Source organism: Brevundimonas sp. SS2672 (assembly GCF_059579685.1).
In genome coordinates, this window is record NZ_CM184201.1 from 2,711,014 (window position 1) to 2,735,328 (window position 24,315).

General features: G+C 67.5%; 17 protein-coding genes and 1 pseudogene. 10 read left to right on the plus strand and 8 right to left on the minus strand.

Annotated elements, in window-relative coordinates:
• Both ybaK and AC52GN_RS13690 read right to left on the minus strand, forming a co-directional pair.
• Entirely contained in the window at positions 1–474 is a 474-nt protein-coding gene (gene ybaK, locus AC52GN_RS13685; protein WP_496527445.1) for a Cys-tRNA(Pro) deacylase, read from the minus strand.
• A 119-nt stretch (positions 475–593) separates the two neighbouring features.
• Complete coding sequence (locus AC52GN_RS13690) at positions 594–3,464, minus strand: ATP-dependent DNA helicase (protein WP_496527446.1); 2,871 nt, start codon at positions 3,462–3,464, stop codon at positions 594–596.
• A 52-nt stretch (positions 3,465–3,516) separates the two neighbouring features.
• Here AC52GN_RS13690 and AC52GN_RS13695 point away from each other — a divergent pair.
• Together AC52GN_RS13695 and pdeM are read left to right on the plus strand one after the other, a co-directional pair.
• Positions 3,517–6,146, plus strand: a pseudogene (locus tag AC52GN_RS13695) (ligase-associated DNA damage response DEXH box helicase).
• A gap of 166 nt (positions 6,147–6,312) precedes the next feature.
• Positions 6,313–7,056, plus strand: coding sequence for a ligase-associated DNA damage response endonuclease PdeM (gene pdeM, locus AC52GN_RS13700; protein WP_496527447.1), 744 nt, complete (start codon positions 6,313–6,315; stop codon positions 7,054–7,056).
• Here the strand turns inward: pdeM and AC52GN_RS13705 are convergent.
• Complete coding sequence (locus tag AC52GN_RS13705; RefSeq protein WP_343830340.1) at positions 7,049–7,222, minus strand: DUF1328 family protein; 174 nt, start codon at positions 7,220–7,222, stop codon at positions 7,049–7,051. The two genes, pdeM and AC52GN_RS13705, sit on opposite strands and share 8 nt — an antisense overlap.
• Positions 7,223–7,301: 79 nt before the next feature.
• Entirely contained in the window at positions 7,302–7,790 is a 489-nt protein-coding gene (locus AC52GN_RS13710) for an Lrp/AsnC family transcriptional regulator (protein WP_291782849.1), read from the minus strand.
• Positions 7,791–7,938: 148 nt separating this feature from the next.
• On the opposite strand from AC52GN_RS13710, the gene AC52GN_RS13715 reads away from it, so the two are divergent.
• The 6 genes from AC52GN_RS13715 (at position 7,939) to AC52GN_RS13740 (ending at position 15,268) form a co-directional block, all read left to right on the plus strand.
• Positions 7,939–9,168, plus strand: coding sequence for a 3-methyl-2-oxobutanoate dehydrogenase (2-methylpropanoyl-transferring) subunit alpha (locus AC52GN_RS13715; RefSeq protein ID WP_496527448.1), 1,230 nt, complete (start codon positions 7,939–7,941; stop codon positions 9,166–9,168).
• 3 nt (positions 9,169–9,171) lie between these two features.
• Positions 9,172–10,275, plus strand: a complete 1,104-nt coding sequence (locus AC52GN_RS13720) for an alpha-ketoacid dehydrogenase subunit beta (protein ID WP_496527449.1) — start codon at positions 9,172–9,174, stop codon at positions 10,273–10,275.
• Position 10,276: 1 nt separating this feature from the next.
• Positions 10,277–11,926, plus strand: coding sequence for a dihydrolipoyl dehydrogenase family protein (locus AC52GN_RS13725; RefSeq protein ID WP_496527450.1), 1,650 nt, complete (start codon positions 10,277–10,279; stop codon positions 11,924–11,926).
• Between the two features lie 70 nt (positions 11,927–11,996).
• Positions 11,997–12,263 (plus strand): GIY-YIG nuclease family protein, encoded by a 267-nt coding sequence (locus AC52GN_RS13730; protein ID WP_496527451.1) that lies wholly within the window; start codon positions 11,997–11,999, stop codon positions 12,261–12,263.
• Positions 12,264–12,328: 65 nt separating this feature from the next.
• Positions 12,329–13,723 (plus strand): dihydrolipoyl dehydrogenase, encoded by a 1,395-nt coding sequence (lpdA, locus tag AC52GN_RS13735; RefSeq protein WP_496527452.1) that lies wholly within the window; start codon positions 12,329–12,331, stop codon positions 13,721–13,723.
• Between the two features lie 1,188 nt (positions 13,724–14,911).
• The gene (locus tag AC52GN_RS13740; RefSeq protein ID WP_496527453.1) at positions 14,912–15,268 is read left to right on the plus strand and encodes a hypothetical protein; all 357 of its coding nucleotides are present in this window, start codon (positions 14,912–14,914) and stop codon (positions 15,266–15,268) included.
• A gap of 436 nt (positions 15,269–15,704) precedes the next feature.
• Here the strand turns inward: AC52GN_RS13740 and AC52GN_RS13745 are convergent, their stop codons facing one another.
• From AC52GN_RS13745 to AC52GN_RS13760, 4 genes are all read right to left on the minus strand, one after another.
• Positions 15,705–16,292 carry a Swt1 family HEPN domain-containing protein gene (locus tag AC52GN_RS13745; protein ID WP_496527454.1) on the minus strand — a complete coding sequence of 196 codons (588 nt, stop codon included), beginning with the start codon at positions 16,290–16,292 and terminating at the stop codon, positions 15,705–15,707.
• Complete coding sequence (locus tag AC52GN_RS13750; protein ID WP_496527455.1) at positions 16,285–16,902, minus strand: DUF5343 domain-containing protein; 618 nt, start codon at positions 16,900–16,902, stop codon at positions 16,285–16,287. Before AC52GN_RS13750 ends, AC52GN_RS13745 begins: the two co-directional genes overlap by 8 nt.
• Before the next feature lie 83 nt (positions 16,903–16,985).
• Complete coding sequence (clpB, locus tag AC52GN_RS13755) at positions 16,986–19,571, minus strand: ATP-dependent chaperone ClpB (RefSeq protein ID WP_496527456.1); 2,586 nt, start codon at positions 19,569–19,571, stop codon at positions 16,986–16,988.
• A 177-nt stretch (positions 19,572–19,748) separates the two neighbouring features.
• On the minus strand, positions 19,749–22,019 hold the full coding sequence (locus tag AC52GN_RS13760) for a TonB-dependent receptor domain-containing protein (RefSeq protein WP_496527457.1): 2,271 nt from the start codon (positions 22,017–22,019) through the stop codon (positions 19,749–19,751).
• Between the two features lie 133 nt (positions 22,020–22,152).
• Between AC52GN_RS13760 and AC52GN_RS13765 the strand changes: the two genes are divergently transcribed.
• Complete coding sequence (locus AC52GN_RS13765) at positions 22,153–23,604, plus strand: BCCT family transporter (protein ID WP_496527458.1); 1,452 nt, start codon at positions 22,153–22,155, stop codon at positions 23,602–23,604.
• A complete protein-coding gene (locus AC52GN_RS13770; RefSeq protein WP_496527459.1) occupies positions 23,574–24,077 on the plus strand; it encodes a hypothetical protein in 504 nt (167 codons plus the stop codon). Before AC52GN_RS13765 ends, AC52GN_RS13770 begins: the two co-directional genes overlap by 31 nt.
• Positions 24,078–24,315 lie beyond the last annotated feature (238 nt).

The following is a 24,315-nucleotide window of genomic DNA, read 5'->3' on the forward strand; positions in this document are numbered from 1 at the left end:
TCAGGCCGTCAGATCCGCCCACGTCGCCCTGCAAGCGCGCGCCGCCTCGTCCGGCGCCAGCTCCAGCAGCAGGCCGCGCTGGCCGCCGTTGATCAGCACCCGGTCGAACAGGATGGCCGTCTCGTCGATGAAGGTCGGGACGGCCTTCCTCTGGCCGAAGGGGCTGACGCCGCCGACCTTGAAGCCGGTCAGGCGCTCGGCGTCGGCGGGCTTCATCATCTGGGCCGACTTGCCCCCGGCGGCGGCGGCCAGCTTCTTCATGCTGACCTCGCAGTCGGACGGCACGACGACGCAGACGGGCTTGGCGTCCACCAGAGTCATCAGCGTCTTGAACACCTGCTCGGGCGCCCAGCCCAGGGCCTCGGCCGCCTGCAGGCCCACGCGCGGCGCATCGGGGTCGTAGTCGTAGGGATGCAGTTCGAAAGCGACGCCGGCCTTAGTCAGGGCGACGGTGGCGGGGGTGGTCTTGGACATGGCGTCCCCATCTCACCTTTCGTCATCCTCCAGCAAGCCGCGCAGCGGTGCCGACCGGGGGACCCAGCGGCGCTGAAGGCGCGAGCGCCGTACGTGGAGCTTCGCCCTACCGGGCGCCGCTACGCTTCGCCGGAGGATGACGAAGAGGAGGCCAGGAACCCCTTGGTCAACTCCACCGTCTCGGCCAGGCCCAGGCGCAGGACCTCCGTCCCCGGCGGCAGGGCGGCGAACAGGCGCGTCGGGCAGGCGGCGTCCAGCATGACGAAGACGCCCCGATCATCCGCCCGGCGGATCAGGCGGCCGAAGGCCTGGGCGATGCGCCCGCGCGCCAGGGCGTCGTCCCACGAACGACCGCCCGAGCCCGTGCCGAACCGCTCGCGCCGCGCCTTGTGCAGCAGGTCGGGGCGCGGCCACGGCACGCGGTCGAAGGCCAGAACGCGCAGGGACCGGCCCGGCACGTCCACGCCGTCCCTAACCGCATCGGTGCCCAACAGGCAGCTGTCGCGCTCGGCCCTGAAGACGTCGACCAGCGCTCCGACCTCCAGCGGATCGACGTGCTGGGCGTAGAGCGGCAGGCCCGCCCGCGCCAGCTCCGGCCCCAGCCGCTCATAGACCGCCTTCAGCCGCCGGATGGCGGTGAACAGGCCCAGACCTCCGCCGCCCGCCGCCAGAAACAGTTCGCGCATGGCCGCCGCGATCTGGCGCGGGTCGTCCTTGACCAGGTCGTTGACGACGATGACCCGGCTGTTGGTCGCATAGTCGAACGGGCTGTCGACCTTCAGCGTCCGCGCCGGTTCGATCAGACGCGCCGCCCCGGTCCGCAGACGGGCCAGGTCGAACGGGTCTTCCGCCGCCGGATCGGACAGGGTGGCGCTGGTCACCAGCACCCCGTGCGAGGGCATGACCACCGCCGCCTCCAGCGGCACGGTCGGGTCGATCCAGTGACGGCGCAGGGCCACGTCGTGGATGCGGCCGAAAGCGGCCTCGGCCGACAGCCAGTCGACGTAATCGGGGTCCGGTTCGTCCCCGCCCTCCTCCAGCGCCGCCAGCATGGAGCGCCAGCCGGGCAGGGTCATGCGCGCGCGCCGGTCCAGTCCGCGCAAAGAGCCCTCGATGCGGGCGCGGGCGGCGCCGTCCAGTTCGGCCGCCTCCTCATCCAGAATGTCTTCGAGATGGCGCGACAGGGCCAGCAGCGGCGCCTCGACGGCGGCGATGGCGCGAGCGGCCTCGCGCGCGGCCTCCAGCACCGGCTCGGCGACGGGACGCAGGGCGCATTCGAGGCCGAACTCGGCGCCGCCGGTCTCGGCTGCGCGGGCGCGCAGCTGCTCCAGCGCCGCGACCAGAAACCGCTCGATCGGCCCGATGGGGTTCACTTCGCCCGACGCCGGGGCGATACGGCCCGACACCCCTTCGCCGGGCAGTTGGGCGGCGGCCTGCAGCGCGTCCTTCAGAGCCTTAGCGGCGGCTTCGTTGTCGGCGGTCAGATCGCCCAGCCGCTGCTCCAGCCCGCGTCCGCGACGGCCGCGCCCCTCGGGCCCTCTGATCCAGCGGCGCAGTTCGGCCGCCTCCTGCCCCGACAGACACGCTGAGAAGGCGCTGTCGGCGGCGTCGAACAGGTGGTGGCCCTCGTCGAAGACGATGCGTTTCAGCGCCGCCGTTTCGCCGTCCTGCTTCAGACCGCGGGCGGTGCGGGCGCCGTCGAAGGCCGCCTGCGTCATCACCAGCGCATGGTTGGCCACCACCAGATCGGCGCGGCGGCTGGCGCGGATGGTCTTTTCGACGAAGCACAGGCGATAGTGGGGACAGGCGGCGTGAACGCATTCGCCGCGCCGATCGACCAGATTGGCCGGTCCCGCCTGATGCATGGGCGCGGTCGCATAGAGGCCAGGCAGCCAGCCCGGATAGTCGCCCCCGGTCATGTCGCCGTCGCGGGTGTGGGCGGCCCAGCGCGCGGCCAGGGCCATGCCGATCAGGTCGCCGTTCCCTAGCTGCGCCGCCTGCACCATGTCCTGAAGATTCAGCAGGCAGAGATAGTTCTCGCGCCCCTTGCGCACCACCGTCTTGCGGCGTCGTTCGGCCTCGTCGGGCCACAGGGCGCGGCTCTCGCGGTCGATCTGGCGTTGCAGGGCGCGGGTGTAGGTGGATATCCACGCTGCGCCTGCGTTGCGCTCGGCCCACAGGCTGGCGGGCGCCAGATAGCCCAGGGTCTTGCCGGTGCCGGTCCCCGCTTCGGCCAGCAGGACGCGCGGGCGGCCCTCCTCGTTGCGCGGCGAGAAGGCGTAGGCCGCCTCGGCCGCATAATCGGATTGAGCAGGCCGCGTCTCATCCAGACCCGAGGCCTGAAGCAGCTTGTCCAGACGGATGCGGGCGCTCTCGGAATCGACGGGGGCGGACCCCGCCTCGCCGCGCGGGGCCTCGTCCTCCCACTCCTGCAAACGCGCCCAGACGTCGAGGCCCGAGCCGCGCTGCTGGCGGCTGCGCAACGGCCCGGCGCGCAGGGCCTGAAGCACCCGCGACGCCCAACCCCAGCCTGCGCGCTCCAGCGTCAGGGCCAGCGTATAGGCCTCCTCTCGCCCCGGATAGGCGGGCGCGGCCAGCTCGGCCAGCAGATCGGCGGCGGCGGCGCGCAGGGCGGCGGCCTGGGCCTCGGCGCCCCTCGGCTCCTCGCGCCCGAGCGCCAACGCCAGCCCGGTGGCCGACGGGGCGCAGAACCGGGCGGGGCGCACGAAGGCGAACAGCTCCAGCGCGTCCAGCATCTCGGCCGAGCGCGGCGGCGGCGCCAGCCCCAGACGCCGCGCCGTCAGCCCGGCGTGAGCGACGATGACGTCGCCGCCCGTGAACAGGCCCTCGGCGGCGCCGCGCCCGATCTTTCTCGCGCCCTGATCGTCGCACACGGCCCCGGCCCCCGGCGGCGTGGCCAGCGCGGGCGGCAGGTCGAACGTCAGGGACGACGCGGTGCTGATCTCGGCGGATTCGACAGTCACCCTCATTAGATAGCGCCAGAGATGACGAAACGGAACGGGAACATGTTATAGGCTGGACGTGACGACGCCGATCACTGCAACGCTTCCGCCCCTGTTCGCCGACTGGTTCGCCGGTCGGGGCTGGTCGCCGCGTCGGCATCAGCTGGAAATGGTCGCGGCGGCGCAGGCCAGACAGCACGCCCTGCTGGTGGCGCCGACGGGCGGGGGCAAGACGCTGGCGGGCTTCCTGCCCAGCCTGATCGATCTGGCCGAACGGGGGCTGAGGCCGCAGACCGGACCAGGGTCGGGCGTCCACACCCTCTATCTGTCGCCGCTGAAGGCCTTGACCACCGACGTCGAGCGCAACTTGATGACGCCGATCCGCGAGATCGGGCTCAACATCCACGTCGAGAGCCGCACCGGCGACACCAAACAGTCGAAGAAGCAGCGCCAGCGCGACTTCCCGCCCGACATCCTGCTGACCACGCCGGAGCAACTGGCGCTGTTCTGCGCCTGGGAGGGGGCGAGAAATACTTCGCCGATCTGAAGTGCGTGGTGCTGGACGAGGTCCACGCCATCTGGAGCGGCAAGCGCGGCGACCTGCTGGCGCTGGGGCTGGCGCGGTTGCAGACGTTCGCGCCGACGATGCGGCGGGTGGCCCTGAGCGCGACGGTGGATGATCCGCAAAAGATCGCCGACTGGCTCTCCCCTTCTCCCCTTGGGGGAGAAGGTGGCAGGCGGAGCCTGACGGATGAGGGGTCTCGCGACATTCCCGAAATCATCCCGCCCGACAACAGAAAAACCCCTCATCCGAGCCCTTCGGGCCCACCTTCTCCCGCAAGGGGAGAAGGAATATGCATCGTCCTCGGCGATCCCGGCGCCCCGCCGGTGGTCGACGTTCTGGTGTCGGAAGGCCGCGTGCCGTGGGCCGGCCACACCGGCGTCCACGCCATCCCGGAAGTCTATGACGCCATCCGGCGCGCAGGCCTCAGCCTGATCTTCGTCAACACCCGCTGGCAGGCCGAGTTCGTCTTCCAGTCGCTGTGGGCGATCAATGAGGACGACCTGCCCATCGCCCTGCATCACGGCTCCCTGGCCGCCGAGCAGAGGCGCAAGGTCGAGGCGGCCATGGCGCGCGGCGACCTGAAGGCCGTAGTCTGCACCTCGACGCTGGACCTCGGCATCGACTGGGGCGATGTCGATCTGGTGATCCAGCTGGCCGCACCGAAGGGGGCCAGCCGTCTGGTCCAGCGCATCGGCCGGGCCAATCACCGGCTGGACGAGCCGAGCCGCGCCCTGATGGTCCCGGCCAGCCGCTTCGAGATGCTGGAATGTCAGGCCGCGCGCGAGGCGGTGGCCGAGAACGCCTTCGACTGGGAGCCGGAACATACCGGCACGCTGGATACGCTGGCCCAGCACGTGATGGGCTGCGCCTGTTCGGAGCCGTTCGACCTGACAGAACTGTTCGACGAGGTGACGACGGCCGGGCCCTATCGCGGCCTGACCTATGAAGCCTTCGAGGAGGTGGTCGATCTGGTCGCCACCGGCGGCTATGCGCTGCGAACCTACGACCGTTTCGCCCGCATCGTGCGGACCCGCGACGGCAAATGGACGGTCCGCAACGCCCAGATGGCCCAGCGACACCGGATGAACGTCGGCGCCATCGTCTCGGCCGCCAATCTGAATGTGCGCGTCGCGGGGCGGCGCGGGGGCGGAAAACACCTGATCGCAGGCCGCAAGATCGGCGAGGCCGAGGAGTGGTATTTCGAACAGATGACGCCGGGCGACACCTTCGTCTTCGCCGGCCAGGTCTGGGCCTTTCAGGGGATCGTCAAGACGGACGCCCTCGTCTCGCCTGCCGTGGATAAAGACCCGAAGATCCCCTCATACGGCGGCTCGAAATTCCCGCTGGGCACCTCTCTGGCCGAGCGGGTGCGGCGCATGGTGCAGGACCGCGACCACTGGCGCGTCCTGCCGCCCGACGTGCAGGAGTGGCTGGAGCTTCAGGCGTTGCTCAGCGCCATCCCCGAAGCGCAGACCCTGCTGATCGAGACCTTTCCGAGGGGCACGCGGCATTTCCTGGTCGCCTATCCGTTCGAGGGGCGGCTGGCGCACACGACCCTGGCCATGCTGCTGACCCGGCGGCTGGACCGGATGGGCGTCGGGCCGCTGGGCTTTGTGGTCACCGACTACTCGCTGGCCATCTGGTCGATCCGGCCGATGGACGACCTCGATCTGGACGCCCTGTTCGAGCCGGACATGCTGGGCGACGATCTGGAGGCCTGGCTGGAGGAAAGCTTCATGATGAAGCGGTCCTTCCGCAACGGCGCCCTGATCTCGGGCCTAATCGAGCAGCGCCAGCCGGGGGCGGAGAAGACGGGGCGGCAGGTGACGTTTTCGACCGACCTGATCTACGACGTGCTGCGTCGACACCAGCCGGATCACCTGTTGTTGCGCACCGCGCGGGCCGATGCGGCGACGGGCCTGTTGGACGTGGCGCGGCTGGGCCAGCTCCTGAGCCGCATCCACGGCCGGATCGTGCACAAGGCGCTGGACCGCCCCTCGCCCTTCTGCGTGCCGGTGCTGGTGCAGATCGGGCGCGAACGGGTCGGGGGAGACGCGGCGGAGATGATTCTGGACGAGACCGCCGAGGCCCTGATCGCCGAGGTCATGGAAGACGCGCCCGAAGCGCTGAAGGGGGCGGCGTGAAGATAAGGCGCGTCCTTCTCCCCTCGGGGGAGAAGGTGGGCGGCGGAGCCGCTCGGATGAGGGGGCGGCTTCAGCGAGCTGAACGCCAGACGATGAGGGTGAGGCCGGCCGCCCCCTCATCCGTCTCGCTGCGCGAGCCACCTTCTCCCCCAAGGGGAGAAGGGCGATGAACGACGCCTTGCGCGCAACCCTGTCGCCCTATCGTCATCCGTGCGGTGGGTTGAAGCTGACGGTCAACGGCGAAGCCTGCGTGCTGCGCTGCTCCGGCGCCCTATGGCTGCCGGGGCGTCAGGCCCTGATCACCTCGGACCTGCATCTGGAGAAAGGCTCGGCCTTCGCGGCGCGCGGGCAGATGCTGCCGCCCTACGACAGCCCCGCCACCTTGGCCCGGCTGGAGGCCGAGATCGACGCGCTGGACCCGCGCGCGGTCGTCCTGTTGGGCGACAGCTTCCATGATTCAAAGGCTGTGTCGCGCATGGACGGCGCCCAACTGGCGCGGCTGGAGAGGCTGGCCGCGGGTCGCGACTGGATCTGGCTGGAGGGCAATCACGACCTGGACGCCCTAGCCGGCGCGCTGGCCAATCCCTTCAAGCGCCTGCCCGGGCGGGTGGTCGAAACCCTGGCGCTGGGCGGCCTGTTCCTGATCCACGAGCCGCAGCCCGACCCCGCGCCGGGCGAGGTGGCGGGCCACCTGCATCCCGCCGCTCGCGTCGCCGCCTATGGACGAGGCGTGCGCCGTCCCTGCTTCATCACCGACGGACGGCGGCTTATCATGCCCGCCTTCGGCGCCTTCACCGGCGGCCTGGATGTGCGCGATCCGGCGATCGCGGGATTGTTCCCAACCCCGCCCCTGGCCGCGCTTCTAGGGCGGGACAAGGTTCACGCGGTGGCGTTCGAAACCCTCAGGTGACCTTCTTGGCTACGGTCACGCCCAGGACGAGGAAGACCACGAAGACGATCAGCGCTAGGATGGCCAGGAATTTGGCGATGCCCGCCGCCGCGCCCGCGATCCCGCCGAAACCCAGCAGACCGGCGACAAGGGCGATGACGGCGAAGATGAGCGCCCATTTCAGCATGTCGGAAACCTCCGCTTTTCACCTCAGGCCAACGAGCCGCGTGAAATGGAGGTTCCGCCTGACCGAAAGGCGACGCCTCTCAGCTGACGTGCGGCGTAATGATGCCCAGCGGCAGGGTGGTGACGTTCTTGACCCCGCGGGTGACGATGTGGCTCTCGCAATTGGAGACGATTCCCAGCGTCAGCAGCTTGTCGCGCAGGAATTGATCGAAGGCGTGCATGTCAGTGGTGATGATGCGCAGGACATAGTCCTCGCGGCCGGTGATGGTGGCGCACTGCACGACTTCGGGCCAGCCTTCGACGGCCTGTTCGAAGATCTGCAGGTTGTCGCGCGTCGGCAGGCTCAGCTTGACGATGGCGTAGACTTCGAAGTCCAGGCCCAGAAGTCCGGCGTCCAAGAGCGTGACACGCTTGCGTATCAGGCCAGAGTCCTCCAGTCTCTTGATCCGGCGCCAGCACGGCGAGGCCGACAGGCCGACGCGATCGGCGACCTCGGCGACGGACAGGCCTGCGTCCTGTTGAAGGATGTCGAGGATGCGTGCGTCGATGGGGTCGAGTTCGTCGGCCAAAGGCTTTCTCCGAATTAGCTTTCTGCGCAATAAAATACCCCAAATCAGCATTTGGCAAGGGTGTTTTTGGGAGAGCTAACAGTGAGCCGACATGCTATGCCCTGCTTCATAAGGAAACGCGGCCGGTTCAACCGGACGGGAGGCATTGATGAAGAACACCCCGACGCTGTCGCTGCGCGTCCCGGAGCCTTCGGGCCGGCCGGGCGACACGCCTGATTTCAGCCACCTGAAGCTCGATGCGCCGGGCGCGGTCGACCGCCCCGACGTCAGCACGGCCCCCGCCGAGATGCGCGATCACGCCTTCCGCCTGATCCGCGTTCTGGACGATGAAGGCAAGGCCGTCGGCCCCTGGAATCCCAAGCTGGACCCCGAGACAATGCGTCGCGGCCTGAAGGCCATGATCCTGACGCGCGCCTTCGACGACCGGATGCACCGCGCCCACCGCCAGGGCAAGACCAGCTTCTATATGAAGTGCACCGGCGAAGAGGCCATCGCGGTCGCGCAGGGGATGATCCTGAGCCGCGAGGACATGGGCTTCCCCACCTATCGTCAGCAGGGCCTTCTGATCGCGCGCGACTATCCGCTCGCGACCATGATGAACCAGATCTATTCGAACGCCGAAGACCCCATCAAGGGCCGCCAACTGCCGATCATGTATTCGGCCAAGGACTACGGCTTCTTCACCATCTCGGGCAATCTGGGCACCCAGTATGTCCAGGCCGTGGGCTGGGGCATGGCCTCGGCCATCCGCGGCGACGACAAGATCGCCATCACCTGGATCGGCGACGGTTCGACCGCCGAGAGCGACTTCCACTCGGCCCTGACCTTCGCCGCCGTCTATCGCGCGCCGGTCATCCTGAACATCGTCAACAACCAGTGGGCCATCTCGTCCTTCCAGGGGATCGCCGGCGGGCTTGAGACCACCTTCGCCTCCAAGGGCATCGGCTACGGCCTGCCCGCCCTGCGCGTCGACGGCAACGACTTCCTGGCCGTCTGGGCCGCGACCCAGTGGGCCGAGGAACGCGCCCGCACCAATCAGGGCGCGACGATCATCGAACTGTTCACCTATCGCGGCGCCCCGCACTCGACCTCGGACGACCCCAGCCGCTACCGCCCCGGCGACGAGCACGAGAAGTGGCCGCTGGGCGATCCGATCGCCCGCCTGAAACAGCACCTGATCACGCTGGGCGAATGGTCCGACGAACAGCAGGAAGAGGCCGAAAAGGAAGCGGTCGAGAAGGTCCGCGCCGCCGCCCGTGAATCCGAGGCCATCGGCACGCTCGGCCAGTCGCGCCCCAGCGTGAAGACCATGTTCGAGGAGGTCTATGCGACCGAGGACTGGCGTCTGGTCGAACAGCGCCGCGAAGTAGGAGTCTGAACGATGGCCGAGATCAACGACAAGATTGAAGCCGACATGGTCGACCAGAAGAACGCCCCGGCGTCGGTCGCCCCAGACGCCCCCGCCATTGCGCCGATGAACATGATCCAGGCCCTGAACTCGGCCCTGGACGTGAAGATGGCCGAAGATCCGACCGTCGTCTCTTACGGCGAGGACGCGGGCTATTTCGGCGGCGTCTTCCGCGTCACCGACCACCTGCAGAAGAAGCACGGCCTGAGCCGCAGCTTCGACGCGCCGATCTCGGAAACCGGTATTGTCGGCACCGCCATCGGCATGGCCGCCTATGGCCTGCGCCCGGTCGTCGAGATCCAGTTCGCCGACTACATCTATCCAGCCTACGACCAGATCGTCTCCGAAGCGGCCAAGATGCGCTATCGCTCGGGCGGCCAGTTCACCTCCTCGATGGTGATCCGCAGCCCCTACGGCGGCGGCATTTTCGGCGGCCAGACGCACAGCCAGTCGCCGGAAAGCTTGTTCACCCACATCGCCGGCCTGAAGGTGGTGATCCCGTCCAACCCCTATGACGCCAAGGGCCTGTTGCTCGCGGCGATCGAGGACGACGATCCCGTCATCTTCTTCGAGCCCAAGCGCCTCTACAACGGCCCCTTCGACGGCTGGCACGAAAAGCCGGTCAGCCCGTGGAAAGCGCAGGACCTGGCCCAGGTCCCGACCGGCAAATACGTCGAGCCGATCGGCAAGGCCCGCGTCATGAAGGAAGGCGCCGACGTCACCATCCTGGCCTATGGCACCATGGTCTGGGTGGCGCTGGCGGGCGCTGAACATGCGGGCGTCGACGCCGAGGTCATCGACCTGCGCACCCTGGTTCCGCTGGACATCGAAGCCATCGAGGCCTCGGTCAAGAAGACTGGCCGTTGCGTCATCGTGCACGAGGCGCCGAAAACCTCGGGCTTCGGCGGCGAACTGAGCGCCCTGGTTCAGGAGCGCTGCTTCTATCACCTGGAGGCGCCGGTGGCGCGCGTGACCGGCTGGGACACGCCCTATCCGCACGCCTTTGAATGGGAATATTTCCCCGGACCGCAGCGGGTCGCCGACGCGCTGAAAGCCGTCATGTCGGGAGGTCGCTAAGATGGGTCGTTTTGTTTTCAAGCTTCCTGACGTTGGTGAAGGCACCGCTGAGGCCGAGCTCGTCGGCTGGCACGTCAAGGTCGGCGATACGGTCGCCGAGGATCAGATCGTCGCCGACGTCATGACCGACAAGGCCACGGTCGAACTGACCAGCCCGGTTGCGGGCGTCGTCACCGCCCTGCACGGCGAGCCCGGTCAGATGATGGCCGTGCGCGGCCCCCTGGCCGAGTTCGAGGTCGAAGGCGAAGGCAACGCCGCTGCCGATGAACCGGCCCCTGCGCCCGTGGCCGCCGCTTCCGAGCCCGCTCCGGCCGCCGTCGAAGCGCCGAAGGCCGAAGCTGCCCCGGCCCCGGTCGCCGCCGCCGGCGCGAACCACGTCTTCAAACTGCCCGACGTCGGCGAAGGCACGGCTGAGGCCGAGTTGGTCGGCTGGCACGTCAAGGTCGGCGACGCGGTTCAGGAAGACCAAATTCTGGCCGAGGTCATGACCGACAAGGCGACGGTCGAACTGACCAGCCCGGTCTCCGGCGTCGTCGTCGCCCTGCACGGCGAAGCCGGTCAACAGATCGCCGTCGGCGGCCCGCTGGTCAGCTTCAAGGTCGAAGGCAAGGGCAATGTCGCCGAAGCTCCCGCCGCCGCTCCGGCGCCCGCCGCCAAGGCCGAGAAGGCCGCGCCGGCTCCTGTCGCCGCACCGGCCGCCAAGCCTGCTGCTGCGCCCAAGGCCGACGCCAAGCCCGTTCCGGCCCTGACCGGCCGCCAGCCGGGCGAGCGCCCGCTGGCTCCCCCCGCCGTTCGCAACCGCGCGCGTGATCTGGGGATCGATCTGGTCTTCGTACCGGGCAGCGGCCCCGCAGGCCGCATCGAGCACGCCGATCTGGACGCCTTCGTCGCGCGCGGCGGCACGTTCGCCCCGGCCACAGCCTCGGGCGGCTCGCTCTACGCCAAGGCTGAGGGAACCAACGAAGTCCGCATCATCGGCCTGCGCCGCAAGATCGCGGAGAAGATGGCCGAGAGCGTCCGTCGCATTCCGCACATCACCTATGTCGAGGATATCGACATGACGGCGGTGGAAGAGTTGCGCGCCCACCTGAACGCCCAGAACAAGGGCACGGGCCGCGCCAAGCTGAACGTCCTGCCCTTCATCGCCCGCGCCATCGTCGTGGCCCTGAAGGACCAGCCGAACATCAACGCCACCTATGACGACGAGGCGGGCGTGCTGACCCAGCACAACGCCGTCCATCTGGGCATCGCCGCCCAGACGCCGAACGGCCTGATGGTCCCGGTCGTCCGCCACGCCGAGGCGCGCGACGCCTACGACACGGCCGAGGAGATCGCCCGCGTCTCGGGCGCCGCCAAGGACGGCAGCGCCAAGCGCGAGGAACTGTCCGGCTCGACCATCACCATCACCTCGCTGGGCACGCTCGGCGGCGTGGTGCACACGCCCATCATCAACCATCCCGAAGTCGCCATCGTCGGTCCGAACAAGATCGAGGAGCGCGTCGTGGTGCGGAACGGCCAGATGGTCGTGCGCAAGATGATGAACCTGTCCTCCAGCTTCGATCACCGCATCGTCGACGGCCACGACGCGGCGATCTTTGTGCAGAAGATCAAAAACTTGCTGGAGAACCCGGCCACGCTCTGGATGAACTGAGAACCCAGCCTTTTCCTTCCGCTCATCCCCGCGGAGGCGGGGACCCAGGCTTTAGCTTCGGATCCCGCCCTTGGCCTTCTTCACCTACATCATGGCCAGCCGACGGAATGGGACGCTCTACACAGGCTCGACGGACGACATCGGTCTGCGCGCCTGGCAGCACAAGGAAGGGGCGGGCTCCAAGTTCACGGCCCGCTATGAGGTCGAAAGGCTGGTCTGGTTCGAGGTCCACGAAACCCGCGAGGCGGCGTTTCAGCGGGAACGACAGATCAAGAAGTGGAACCGCCAGTGGAAACTGCGGCTGATTGAAGACATGAACCCGGCTGGCGCGATCTGACCGAGACGTTGAGCGCGTAGCCGAAACCTGGGTCCCCGCCTCCGCGGGGATGAGCGGAGAGTTTGATGCAGACCCTCAAGACCAAAGTCCTGATCATCGGCGCCGGGACCGGCGGCTATGTGGCGGGGATCCGTTGCGGCCAGCTGGGGCTGGAGACCGTGCTGGTGGACGCATCCCCCGGCCTCGGCGGCACCTGCCTGAACGTCGGCTGCATTCCGTCCAAGGCCATCATCCACGCGGCGGGCAAGTTTGAGACGGTGGCCAAGGCCGCCGGCAATGGCACGCTGGGCATCACCGCCTCGACCCCGGCCATCGACCTGTCGAAGACGGTCGAGTGGAAGGACGGCGTGGTCAGGAAGCTGAACGCCGGCGTCGCCGCCCTGCTGAAGAAGGCCAAGGTCAAGGTCATCAAGGGCTGGGCTGACTTCTCGGACGCCAAGACCTGCACGGTGAAGACCGACGACGGCGACATCCGCATCACCGCCGAGCACGTCATCCTGGCCACGGGGTCGGAGCCGGTCGAACTGCCCTTCCTGCCCTTCGGCGGCGATGTGATCTCGTCCACCGAGGCCCTGAGCCTGCCGGAAGTCCCCAAGAAGCTCGTCGTCGTCGGCGGCGGCTACATCGGCCTGGAGCTGGGCATCGCCTTCCGCAAACTGGGCGCCGAAGTGGCCATCGTCGAGATGGCCGAGCGCATCCTGCCGCTCTACGACAAGGCCCTGACCGACCCGGTCGCAAAATGGCTGGAGAAGCACGGCGTCCAGTTGCTGCTCGGAGCCCGCGCAGGCGGGTTCGGAGACGGCAAGCTGAACGTCACCGACAAGGACGGCGCCCCGATGCAGCTGGACGCCGACAAGGTGCTGGTCACCGTCGGCCGCCGCGCGCGGACGAAGGGCTGGGGCCTGGAGAACATGGGCGTGGCCATGAACGGCCCGTTCGTGAAGATCGACGAGCGCTGCGCCACCAGCATGAAGAACGTCTGGGCCATCGGCGACCTGACCGGCGAACCCATGCTGGCGCACAAGGGCTCGGCCCAGGGCGAAGTCGTGGCCGAGATCATCGCCGGCAAGACCCGCGTGTTCGATCCGACCACCATCGCCGCCGTCTGCTTCACCGAGCCGGAGATCGTCTCGGCGGGCCTCGGCCCCGACGACGTCAAGGGCCGCGACGACGTGATCCAGGCGGTCTTCCCCTTCGCCGCCATCGGCCGCGCCCTGGCCATCGAGGCGGGCGAGGACGGCGGCTTCGTCCGCGTCATCGCCTCGAAGTCGGATCACCGCCTGCTGGGCGTTCAGGCCGTCGGCCAGCACGTGTCGGAGCTGTCCAACAGCTTCGCCCAGATGCTGGAGATGGGCGCGGTGCTGGAGGACGTGGCCGGAACCATCCACGTCCACCCGACGCTGGGCGAGGCCTTCCATGAGGCGTCCCTGCGCGCGCTGGGCCACGCCATACATATCTGAGGGCGCTATCGCTCGCGACGCGGTCGCTCGCTGCTTGAGCGCAGCTGAGGGCGCTATGCTCGGGTCGCGGACCCTCGCGACTTGAGCGCAGTCGAGCAGGCCGCGATCATCGGCCCTTCGGGACCTCCCGACCCGACGCGGCCTGAGCCCTTCTCCCCTTGTGGGAGAAGGTGGCCCGTCAGGGCCGGATGAGGGGTCTCTCCGAAGCTGGATGAAGGCCGGGGATTTGAGGTCGCGAAACCCCTCATCCGACCTCGCTCCGCTCGCCCACCTTCTCCCACAAGGGGAGAAGGAACAGCTTTACCCGCCTCGGCGTGACCGGGCGGCGGAAGGGCTGGGCGGGGCGCCGGGGCTTCGCCCGGAGAAGATGTGATTTACCGTTTCGACGAAGGCCGACGCCCCGCGCGAAGAGTTGGACATGAGCTCGGGGCAGGCGCCGTTGTTCGCGGCTACCCCCGGCGCCCATGACGGGCAGGCCGCGCGACGACGCGGTCCTGGAACGGTCCGAGTAACCCCCTCGACCCTGGCCGGAGCCTCTCTGGCGGACGGGTCGAACGCCCCGTCGCTAGGCCCCGTCGGCTCCGCGTCCTGGTGTCTGCGGCCTGTCGCGCTTGCGCGCGGCGTGAGGCCGCGGAACGACGTTGGAGGCGTTCGCCTCGTTCCGCCGCCCGCAGGACATCCTGAACCGCCCGCCCGAACCGTCGCCGCCTTCCGCTGGGGTTCCCCTTGCCCGGCGCGCGCGATGGGAGGCCGACGGTCCGACACGGACCCCGTTCTCTCCGCTCCCGCCGCCGCTTCGGTTCGCCGGCCGAGCGAGCCCTCCCCTGCGACGGGACGAGGGGCAGGATGCAGGAGGCGGGAGGTGGGGCGGGGAGATGAGGACGAGCGGGGCGCGGAGGCGGGAAATATCAGGCGCTGCGAGACCTTGATGTGAAGGCGCGCGCCTTATCCTTCTCCCCTTGCGGGTGGAGGAAGCTCGCACTGCGAGCTGACGACGGGTGGCCGAGCGGAGCGAGGTCGGATGAGGTGTGGCGGGACGTTCGAAACGGAGCCTCTCGTCAGACGGCGGAGAGACCCCTCATCCGCGCCCTTCGGGCCCACCTTCTCCCACAAGGGGAGAAGGAATAGACAGGCCCGCTTGCCCACGGCCGACGAAAGACCGACCCTTGGCGCAAACGGGAGGCTTCGATGAGCGCGCAGACCCATTACCTGGCCGTCTTCACCAGCGACAAGACCGGCCCCAAATGGCGGGCCTGGCGCGCCATGAGCGAGGCCGAGCAGGCCGAGACGGCCCGCCTCGGCGTCGCCGCCGTCGCCGCCTGGGAGGAGGCGCACCGCGACTCCATCGTCTTTCAGGGCGGCCCGCTGGGCCCGACCAAACGCATCGACGACAACGGCGCCGTGACCGACGTGGTCAACCTGCTGACCGTCTTCATGGTCGTGCGCGCCGACAGCCACGAGGCGGCGGCCCGCCTGTTCGAGGGGCACCCGCACATGAACCCCTTCCCTTGCGACGGGGTGGAGGTGATGCCGGTGCTGGGGTGAAGAGCGATGAGGACTAGATGGGACGAGTCCGAACGCTGAAGTGACCAGTTTCGGGGTCGAAGTTATCAACAACCCATTCCGCTTTCCGGACCTCCGGCTTCCAAGGATGCGCGTCTTCGTAGCTAGCGCCGGGCTTCCCTGAAACTAGAACCACATCCACACGCCCCTCGAGTTCGGTCATCACTCGTTGGAGATGTTGCAACCGTTTCTTGAAGCCGGGCTTGCGATTCCACTGCTCTATCGGCTGAGCATCCCGCGTCGTGTCGAACGCCCCTTCGCCAGGGGACCACTTTATCTCCTTTGACCAAAGTGACAGGCAGACTCCACCTTTATTCTCCGCGCTCCAGTCAATGCGAGGCGACTTCAATTCGTAACCCAATGCTGCAAACGCACCCGAAAAATTCATCCGTCCACCTTCGAGGTCTAGAGACGTGGTCTAAAATCCAACCTGCTTATTCCAATCTTTCACATAAATCTCAATTCTCTCAAACTCGTTGTCCAGTAGAAGGCGATTGTGTGCGATAAAATTACGAACTTTTTCAAGTTCGTCAAATCTCTGTTTCAACCAATGTTGAGATGGAACAAGATCAGCAAACGCATCCCAATTATGTATTATTGTATCCGAAAGGTGTCCGAATTCAACGTAGTGAAGAAGAGACACAGGAGCCCCTTCCAGCCAAGAATTTTTTTCCGCCGTCTGCTTTCGGCTTTCGGCTAGTGCACGAACCTTTGGTGGGACACACTTACTCCACCAGTCTGAACCATGATTTTCTAAAAGTTTTGCGGTTATAAGATCGCGAACACTGTTCTCAAAGCAATACAAAATAGAGTATAATCTCGCCATGCGGAGTGCAGGCCCACGCAAAGCGAGACTAAATTCAGCTATGCCTTCGCGAAGTAAATCCTGTTCTGCCTCTTCCGCCGGGACACCGACACGGAGGCCAGCTTCCCGAAAGCGCTCACATTCAGCGTCGAAGAGCATACCTTTGAAGACAAAATCGCGGACTTCACGAGCGTCACTCATTCAACAGCTCTTCCCGCATAGCACGGAAGATCGCGCGAAAGACATCGACATCGCGTGTCGGAGGGAGTTGGATTTCAAAGCGGTAGGTTAAAGTTACGCCCTGAGATGATTTCTTTGTAGGAGGATCACTCTCCTTCTCGGCCTCTCTAGTTTGTGTGGTCTTCGCCTCCACCGTCGGGGCGGCGGGCTTGGCCTTGAGATCAGCAAGATCAAGCAGCGCAAAAAATGTCCGCGCCTGCGCCCCTGCTACGGTGTCAGAGGAATCGTGAAGCGACTTAAATCGACCGACCACCGCTTCACGGTCGCTCTTGCTAAGCTCTTCATTAATCACGAATAAGTCAGGGTACGCGTCCCGCAATGCCTCCGCCATCACAGCCCGACTGCGCGACGGGTCTCTATAATCTCGGTATCGCTGGGTTGGCACCCCATCGGTCGACAAAAATCCAAGATCTTTAAGTAACGGGACGACCGCACGATCATTACTTCCGCCGAATCCGATAGCCTTTAGGTGGTCGGTGTTGAACTTATCTGGCGGAACGCCGTCCCGAATCTTCTGAAAAATTGCAGCTAGGTTCGTAACCGAGGCCAGATATCGACTTGTGGTTGGCATTTGGAGTTCCCTCAACTCCAGTGAACATGCAACACTTCACCACCGCACTCAAGTTCGACGAACAACGGTTCTTTACCTTCCCCCTAGTGCACCCGCGCCTTCCCGATCTCCAGCCCATCGGCGCCCGCTGACACGGCCACCACGCTGCCGTCCTCGATCTCTCCAGCCAGCAGCTTGCGCGCCATCGGGTCGACCAGCTCCTTCTGGATGACGCGTTTCAGCGGCCTTGCGCCGTACACCGGGTCGTAACCCTTGTCGGCGAGCCAGGTCAGGGCGCTGTCGTCCAGGGCCAGCGTCAGGCGGCGGTCGGCCATCAGCTTCTCCAGGCGCGCCAGCTGGATGCGGACGATGCCGCCCATCTGTTCGCGGCCGAGGCGGTGGAACAGGATGATCTCGTCGATGCGGTTCAGGAACTCGGGCCGGAAGTGGGCGCGGACCTGCTCCATGACCAGCGGGCGCACGGCCTCGACGTCTTCGCCCTCGGGCTGGTCGGCCAGATACTGGCTGCCCAGGTTGGAGGTCATGATGATCAGGGTGTTCTTGAAGTCGATGGTGCGGCCCTGACCGTCGGTCAGGCGACCGTCGTCCAGCACCTGAAGCAGCACGTTGAAGACGTCGGGGTGGGCCTTCTCGACCTCGTCGAACAGAACGACCTGATAGGGGCGGCGACGCACCGCCTCGGTCAGGGCGCCGCCCTCGTCATAGCCGACATAGCCCGGAGGGGCGCCGATCAGGCGGCTGACCGAGTGCTTCTCCATGTATTCCGACATGTCGATGCGGGTGATGGCGTTGTCGTCGTCGAACAGGAAGCCGGCCAGGGCCTTGGTCAGCTCGGTCTTGCCGACGCCCGTGGGGCCGAGGAAGAGGAAGCTGCCCAGCGGCTTGTTGGGGTCGTTCAGACCGGCGCGGGCGCGGCGCACGGCGTCGGAGACGGCGGCCAGGGCCTCGTCCTGACCGACCACGCGGCGGCCCAGTTCGTCCTCCATCTTGAGCAGCTTCTCGCGCTCGCCCTCCAGCATCTTGTCGACGGGCACGCCGGTCCAGCGGCTGACCACGGCGGCGATCTGTTCGGCGTCGACGACTTCGGGCGTGAGCGGGGCGGCGACCGCCGCCTGGGACTCTGAATCCGCGAGTTGCTTCTCCAGCTGGGGGATCTGGCCGTAGGCGATCTCGGACGCGCGGCCCAGGTCGCCGGCGCGCTGGGCGGCGGCCAGTTCGAGGCGCAGGCGGTCCAGGGTCTCGCGCACCTGGGCGCCCTGGCCGACCTTGTCCTTCTCGGACTTCCAGCGGGCGGTCATCTCGTCCGACTGGCCCTGCAGGTCGTCGATCTCGTCTTCCAGCTTCTCAAGACGGTGCTGAGAGGCCTGATCGCTCTCCTTCTTCAGCGCCTCGCGCTCGATCTTGAGCTGGACCAGGCGGCGGTCGATCTCGTCCAGGGCCTCGGGCTTGGAGTCGACGGCCATGCGCACGCGGCTGGCGGCCTCGTCGATCAGGTCGATGGCCTTGTCCGGCAGGAAGCGGTCGGTGATGTAGCGGTTCGACAGGGTGGCGGCGGCGACGATGGCGCTGTCGGAGATGCGCACCCCGTGGTGGACCTCATACTTCTCCTTCAGGCCGCGCAGGATGGAGACGGTGTCCTCCACCGACGGCTCCTCGACGAAGACCGGCTGGAAGCGACGGGCCAGGGCGGCGTCCTTCTCGATGTATTTGCGGTACTCATCCAGCGTGGTGGCGCCGACGCAGTGGAGTTCGCCGCGCGCCAGGGCGGGCTTGAGCAGGTTGGAGGCGTCCATGGCGCCGTCGGTCTTTCCGGCGCCGACCAGTGTGTGCATCTCGTCGATGAAGAGGACGATCTGGCCCTCGGCGGCGGCGACCTCGTTCAGCACGGCCTTGAGGCGCTCCTCGAACTCGCCGCGGTATTTGGCGCCCGCGATCAGCGCGCCCATGTCCAGCGACAGGACCTTCTTGTCCTTCAGGCTTTCGGGCACGTCGCCGTTGACGATCCTCAATGCGAGTCCTTCGACGATGGCGGTCTTGCCGACGCCGGGTTCGCCGATCAGGACGGGGTTGTTCTTGGTGCGACGGGCCAGGACCTGAATGGTGCGGCGGATCTCCTCGTCGCGGCCGATGACGGGGTCGACCTTGCCGTCGCGCGCGGCCTCGGTCAGGTCGCGGGCGTAGCGTTTCAGGGCGTCGAAGCTGTCCTCGGCGCCCGCGCTGTCGGCGGTCTTGCCCTTGCGGATTTCGGCGACGGCGTCGTCCAGCTTCTTAGGCGTGACCCCGGCGGACTTCAGCGCCTCGGCGGCGGCGCCGCCTTCCCTGGCGATGGCGGCCAGCAGGCGTTCGGTCGTGACGAAGGCGTCGCCCGCCTTCTTGGCGGCCTCTTCGGCGGCGTTGAAGACGCGCGCCAGGTCGCCGTCGAGGTAGAGCTGGCCCGAGCCGCCCTCGACCTGGGGCCGCTTCTTCAGCAGGCCTTCGGTGACGGCTTCGGCGGTGGCCGGGTCGCCCCCGGCCTGATCGATCAGCTTGCGGGCCAGGCCGTCGCGCTCCTCGAGCAGCACCTTCAGCAGGTGTTCGGGCGCGAATTGCTGGTGACGGCGGGCGAGGGCCAGCGACTGGGCGGACTGGACGGCCTGTTTGGCGCGGTCGGAATAGAGGTCGAGATTCATGGCGTTCGGTTTCCCCTCGGGAGGCGGATGTCGACTCAATGCGCCCTTACAGGAAGCGACGCCTTGAGCTGTCGCAAACGAGGTGGGTGTGGCCGATGAGACACGCAAGGGGCCACGCGAGAACGCCCGCCGCCACAGGGGGAGCGACGGGCGTCGGAACGCGATCGAGGAAGGGCGTCAGCCCCCGGTCGGGCCGGTCGAGAAGTCGAACTGCTCGGGCTGGCGGCGCGGGCCGCCGAACGACCAGGTCAGGCCCAGGTAGAAGGCGCGCAGGTTCAGATCCTGATCGAAACGCTCGCGGAACTGGGGCGTGTCGTAGGTGGTGGCCCCGCCGAAGGAGTTGAGGATGTCGCGGGCGGTGAACTGCAGCGACAGGGTGTCGTTCAGCTTGCGGCGATAGCCGAAATTCAGCATGCCGCCGCTCTCGCGCCTGCCCTGGGCCAGAAGCTGATCGCCCTGCCAGAAGCCCATCAGCTGGACGAAATCCTTGGGCGTGGCCTGCCAGTTCAGGCTGAGGCGCCCGGTCAGCATCTCGCCTTCGCGGTCGCGGCCGCCGGCGATGCCTGCGGCGTCGATCTCCTGGCGGAAGGCGTTGACGCTGGCGTTGTAGCGCAGGGTCGGATGCAGACGGCCGCTGGCGGTCAGCTCGATCCCCAGGTCGCGGCGGGCGCCGAGGTTCTCGGGCCGGGTCAGCAGGACGCCGCCGCCCACGTCCGTCGCCACATCGGTGAAGGCCTTGGTCGTATCGCGGAAATAGGCGGTGGCCTGATAGAAGCTCTGGCCCCGGCGCATCTGCCACATGGCCTCGAAGCTGTCGGTCTCCTGCGGCTCCAGGTCCGGGTTGCCCGAACGCAGGTTCAGCGGATCGCCATAGGTGACGAAGGGATTCAGCTGCGACGGCTGGGGCCGCTGGATGCGCCGCGAATAGCTGCCCCGCAGGGTCTGAGTCTCGGTCAGCTGATACTGAAGGTGGAAGGTCGGATAGGCGCGGAAATAGTCCTGAGAGGCGCGCACGGCGTTGGTGACGTCCTCGACCTCGATGTCCGCTTGCTCCAGCCGCAGCCCGAACTGGCCGGACAGCTTCTCGCCGAACGGACGCTCATAGGTGGCGTAGAGGGCGTGAACGGTCTGCTCCGCCTCGAACCGGTTGCTGAGCGACGGCACGGGCGCAAGGGCGCTCTCGGAGGAGCCTCGCAGCACGACATTGTTCTGGTCCGGCCGGGCGACAGTCAGCTCATAGCCCGCGCGCAGTTTGGCCCCCTCGCCCATCGGCCGGACGTAGGCGCTGGTGAAGCCGATCGTCTCCTGCGCGTTCAGCCAGCGCAACCGTTCATACAGCGTCGGCTCGACAGGCGTCCGGAAGACATTGGCGATCAGAGACTGGCTCTCGTTGTCGTTGCGGTCATAGCGCAGTTCGTTCGACCACTCGTGTCCCGAGGCGTCGAACTGGCGCAGCAGGCGCCCAGTGACGCCCCATCCGTCCATGGAAAACTCGCTGACGCCGTCGCGGCTGTAGGCGCGCGCGAGGTCGCCCGAGGCGCCACGAGTCTCGAACAGGCCCCGCACCTGACCCTCGACGTCAAAGCGGTTGGCCCGGACTTCGCCCGTCAGCATGGTCTTTTCCGTCAGCCGGTATTCGGCGGCGATTCGTCCGAAGACGCCCTTCTGGATGGAATCGCTGTTCTGAGCCGTGGCGGTGGTCGAAACGATCGCTCCGGAAGGGTTCAGCTGTTCGCGCAGGCGGTCGAAGGCGAAGTTCTGCTCGTCGTGGCGATAGCTGACGTCGCCGGTCAAGGTGAGCTTGCCGCGCTGGCGCGAGCCGCTTGCGCCGATGTTCCAGCGTCCGTTGTCGCCGACGTTGGCGCGCAGCGATCCCGTCGTGACGGTCGCGCCCGGCGTCCCCGCGGCTGCGGCGGCCGCCACCGCCGCCGGAACCGGCTTGGTGATCAGGTTGATGACTCCGCCGGAGCCTTCGGGGCTGTAGGCCGCCGACGGATTGGTCATCACCTCGATACGGGCGTAGCGGTCGGCGGGCAGTTGCAGGACCGCGTCGGCGCGATTCGGCCCCGACAGGATGGCCGAGGGGCGGCCGTCGACCAGGATGGTGACGTTGCCGTCGCCGCGCAGGGCGACGTTGCCCTGAGGATCGACGTCGACGGAAGGCACGTTGCGCAGCGCTTCAGCCAGGGAGCCCGTCGCCGCCTGCAGGTCGTCGGCCAGACTGTAGCTGATGGAATCGATCGAGGTGCGCACGTCGTTGGCGCGAGCGCTGACGACGACGTCGCCCACGGCCGCAGGCTGATCATCCTTGTCGCTCTTCTCGGGCGGCGTCGGAGCAGACGTGCTTTGGATCTGCTGCGGCCCAGCCGGCGGCGTCTGCGCCAGGACGCCCGCCGCAGGCAGCGCCAGGACCACGCCCAGCAGGGGCCCGAACTTGTATTTCGTCATGACAGGCGTCCTCGCACGGACGTCCCTCAACGTCCTGCTTCGCCGATATCAGCGCCATCCGACGTAACCGAGTTACATCTTTTTCATCCCGAAGGCGGCTCTGTGGCCCAGCTATGGAACCATAAGCGTCGCCGTGCGCTTGCGGCCCATGCTGACGACCAAGATGAACCCCCGTGTCTTCTGGGGGGCCAGCGCGATCGCAGGCGGACTGCTGCTGCTCGCCCTGCTGGCGCCCGCCACGTCCGGCCTGCTGTTCGGACGCGCCCAGGCCTGGGTGATCGAGACCTTCGGCTGGTTCTACGTCGCCTCCGTGGCCGGGTTCCTGCTGTTCGCGACCGTGCTGGCCGTGGGTCCGACCGGGCGGCTGAAGCTGGGGCCGGACGACGCCGAGCCGGACTTCCCCTATGTCTCATGGCTGGCCATGCTGTTCGCGGCGGGCATGGGCATCGGCCTGATGTATTTCGCCGTGGCCGAACCGGTGCAGCACTACATCGCCCCGCCCGAGGCCCAGCCCGGCACCATCGACGCCGCGCGCGAGGCCATGGTCATCACCTATACCCACTGGGGCGTCCACGCCTGGGCCATCTACGCCGTGGTGGGGCTGAGCCTGGGCTATTTCGCGCACCGGAAGGGCCTGCCCCTGACCATGCGGTCCAGCCTCTATCCCCTGCTGGGCAAGCGGGTGAACGGCCCGATCGGCGACATGGTCGACATCTTCGCCATCTGCGGCACCCTGTTCGGCATCGCCACCTCCCTGGGGCTGGGCGTGGCCCAGATGAACTCGGGCCTCAACTACGTCTTCGGCCTGCCCAGCAGCGTCACCATGCAGGTGGCCCTGATCGTCGTGGTCATGGGCGTGGCGACCCTGTCCGTCCTGTCGGGCGTGGACAAGGGGGTTCGGCGTCTGTCGGAGCTGAACCTGGTGCTGGCCGTCTGCCTGATGCTGTTCGTGCTGATCACGGGGCCGACGCTGTTCCTGCTGCGGGCCTATGTGCAGAATTTCGGCCTCTATCTGGATCATTTCTTCGTCCGCACCTTCACCCTCTACGCCTATGAGCCGCGCGCCTGGATGGCGGACTGGACGCTGTTCTACTGGGCCTGGTGGATCGCCTGGTCGCCGTTCGTGGGCATGTTCATCGCCCGCATCTCGCGCGGGCGCACGGTGCGGGAGTTCCTGATCGGCGTGCTGCTGGTCCCGTCGGGCTTCACCTTTTTGTGGATGACGGTCTTCGGCAATACGGCCATGAGCCTGGATCTGGGCGCGGCCGCCGGCGCGATCTCGGACGCCGTTCAGGCGGACCTGTCGACCGCCCTGTTCCGTTTTCTGGAGTATCTGCCGGGGACGGCGATCACCTCGACCCTGGCCATCGCCCTGGTGGCGGTCTTCTTCGTCACCTCGGCGGATTCAGGATCGCTGGTGATCGACACCCTGGCCTCGGGCGGCGTCGAAGACACGCCGCGCTGGCAGCGCATCTACTGGTGCGTGCTGCAGGGGCTGGCGGCGGCCCTGCTGCTGCTGGCGGGGGTCTGGGCGCCCTGCAGGCGGCGACCCTGGTGGCGGCCCTGCCCTTCGCCGTCATCATGATCCTGGCCTGTTTCGGCCTGGCGCGGCAGATGGGCGCCGACCTGAGGGGCGAGGCCGTCGAGACCGAGGCGGCGCCCTTGCGCGAACAGCTCAAGCGCATCCTGGCCCCCGCCAGCCGCCGCGACATCGACCGCCAGATCGCCCGCCACGGCGCCCCGGCGCTGGAAGAGGTGCGCGCGGCGGTGGCCGCCGAGGGTCTGGAGAACAGCGAGGTCCAGAGCGACGACAACGGCGTCTGGCTGAGGGTCGAGCACGCCAACGGGCGGGACTTCCTGTATCGGCTGGGCGCCCGGTCGCGGCCTCGCCCGGCCCTGACCGCGCTGGAGGCGCCCGAAAGCCGCCGCGCCCTGGAATGGCGGCTCAGCGCCGTGACCGGCGACGGCACGCGCCCGCGCGACGTGACCGGCTTCACCCGCGCCCAGATCGTGGCGGACGTGCTGGAGCACCTGCAAAGGTGGCGGCTGGCGGCGTAGGGTCTGTGAAATCTCCGCTCGCCCCGGCGGACGCCGAGGCCCAGTAAGAGCCGCGTTCGCAGTATGAACCGTCGCGCCTGAAGCCAAAGCACTGGATCCCGGCATCCGCCGGGATGAGCGGGATGAATGGGTGGGCGCCCCTTGGCCCGGCGAACCGGCGGCGGTAGCGTCGCCGTTCAGTCTTCGGGAGCGTCCTTGATGTCCATCCGCCTGTCGCGCCGCGCGGCGTTGATTTCCT

Bases quoted from the DNA above. Each gene is read 5' to 3' on its own strand.
- AC52GN_RS13760 (WP_496527457.1), bottom strand. From the start codon at position 22,019: ATGACGAAATACAAGTTCGGGCCCCTGCTGGGCGTGGTCCTGGCGCTG.
- AC52GN_RS13705 (WP_343830340.1), bottom strand. From the start codon at position 7,222: ATGCTGAAATGGGCGCTCATCTTCGCCGTCATCGCCCTTGTCGCCGGT.
- AC52GN_RS13740 (WP_496527453.1), top strand. From the start codon at position 14,912: ATGAGCGCGCAGACCCATTACCTGGCCGTCTTCACCAGCGACAAGACC.
- pdeM (WP_496527447.1), top strand. From the start codon at position 6,313: ATGAACGACGCCTTGCGCGCAACCCTGTCGCCCTATCGTCATCCGTGC.
- lpdA (WP_496527452.1), top strand. From the start codon at position 12,329: ATGCAGACCCTCAAGACCAAAGTCCTGATCATCGGCGCCGGGACCGGC.
- AC52GN_RS13725 (WP_496527450.1), top strand. From the start codon at position 10,277: ATGGGTCGTTTTGTTTTCAAGCTTCCTGACGTTGGTGAAGGCACCGCT.
- ybaK (WP_496527445.1), bottom strand. From the start codon at position 474: ATGTCCAAGACCACCCCCGCCACCGTCGCCCTGACTAAGGCCGGCGTC.
- AC52GN_RS13720 (WP_496527449.1), top strand. From the start codon at position 9,172: ATGGCCGAGATCAACGACAAGATTGAAGCCGACATGGTCGACCAGAAG.
- AC52GN_RS13745 (WP_496527454.1), bottom strand. From the start codon at position 16,292: ATGAGTGACGCTCGTGAAGTCCGCGATTTTGTCTTCAAAGGTATGCTC.
- AC52GN_RS13750 (WP_496527455.1), bottom strand. From the start codon at position 16,902: ATGCCAACCACAAGTCGATATCTGGCCTCGGTTACGAACCTAGCTGCA.
- clpB (WP_496527456.1), bottom strand. From the start codon at position 19,571: ATGAATCTCGACCTCTATTCCGACCGCGCCAAACAGGCCGTCCAGTCC.
- AC52GN_RS13690 (WP_496527446.1), bottom strand. From the start codon at position 3,464: ATGAGGGTGACTGTCGAATCCGCCGAGATCAGCACCGCGTCGTCCCTG.
- AC52GN_RS13715 (WP_496527448.1), top strand. From the start codon at position 7,939: ATGAAGAACACCCCGACGCTGTCGCTGCGCGTCCCGGAGCCTTCGGGC.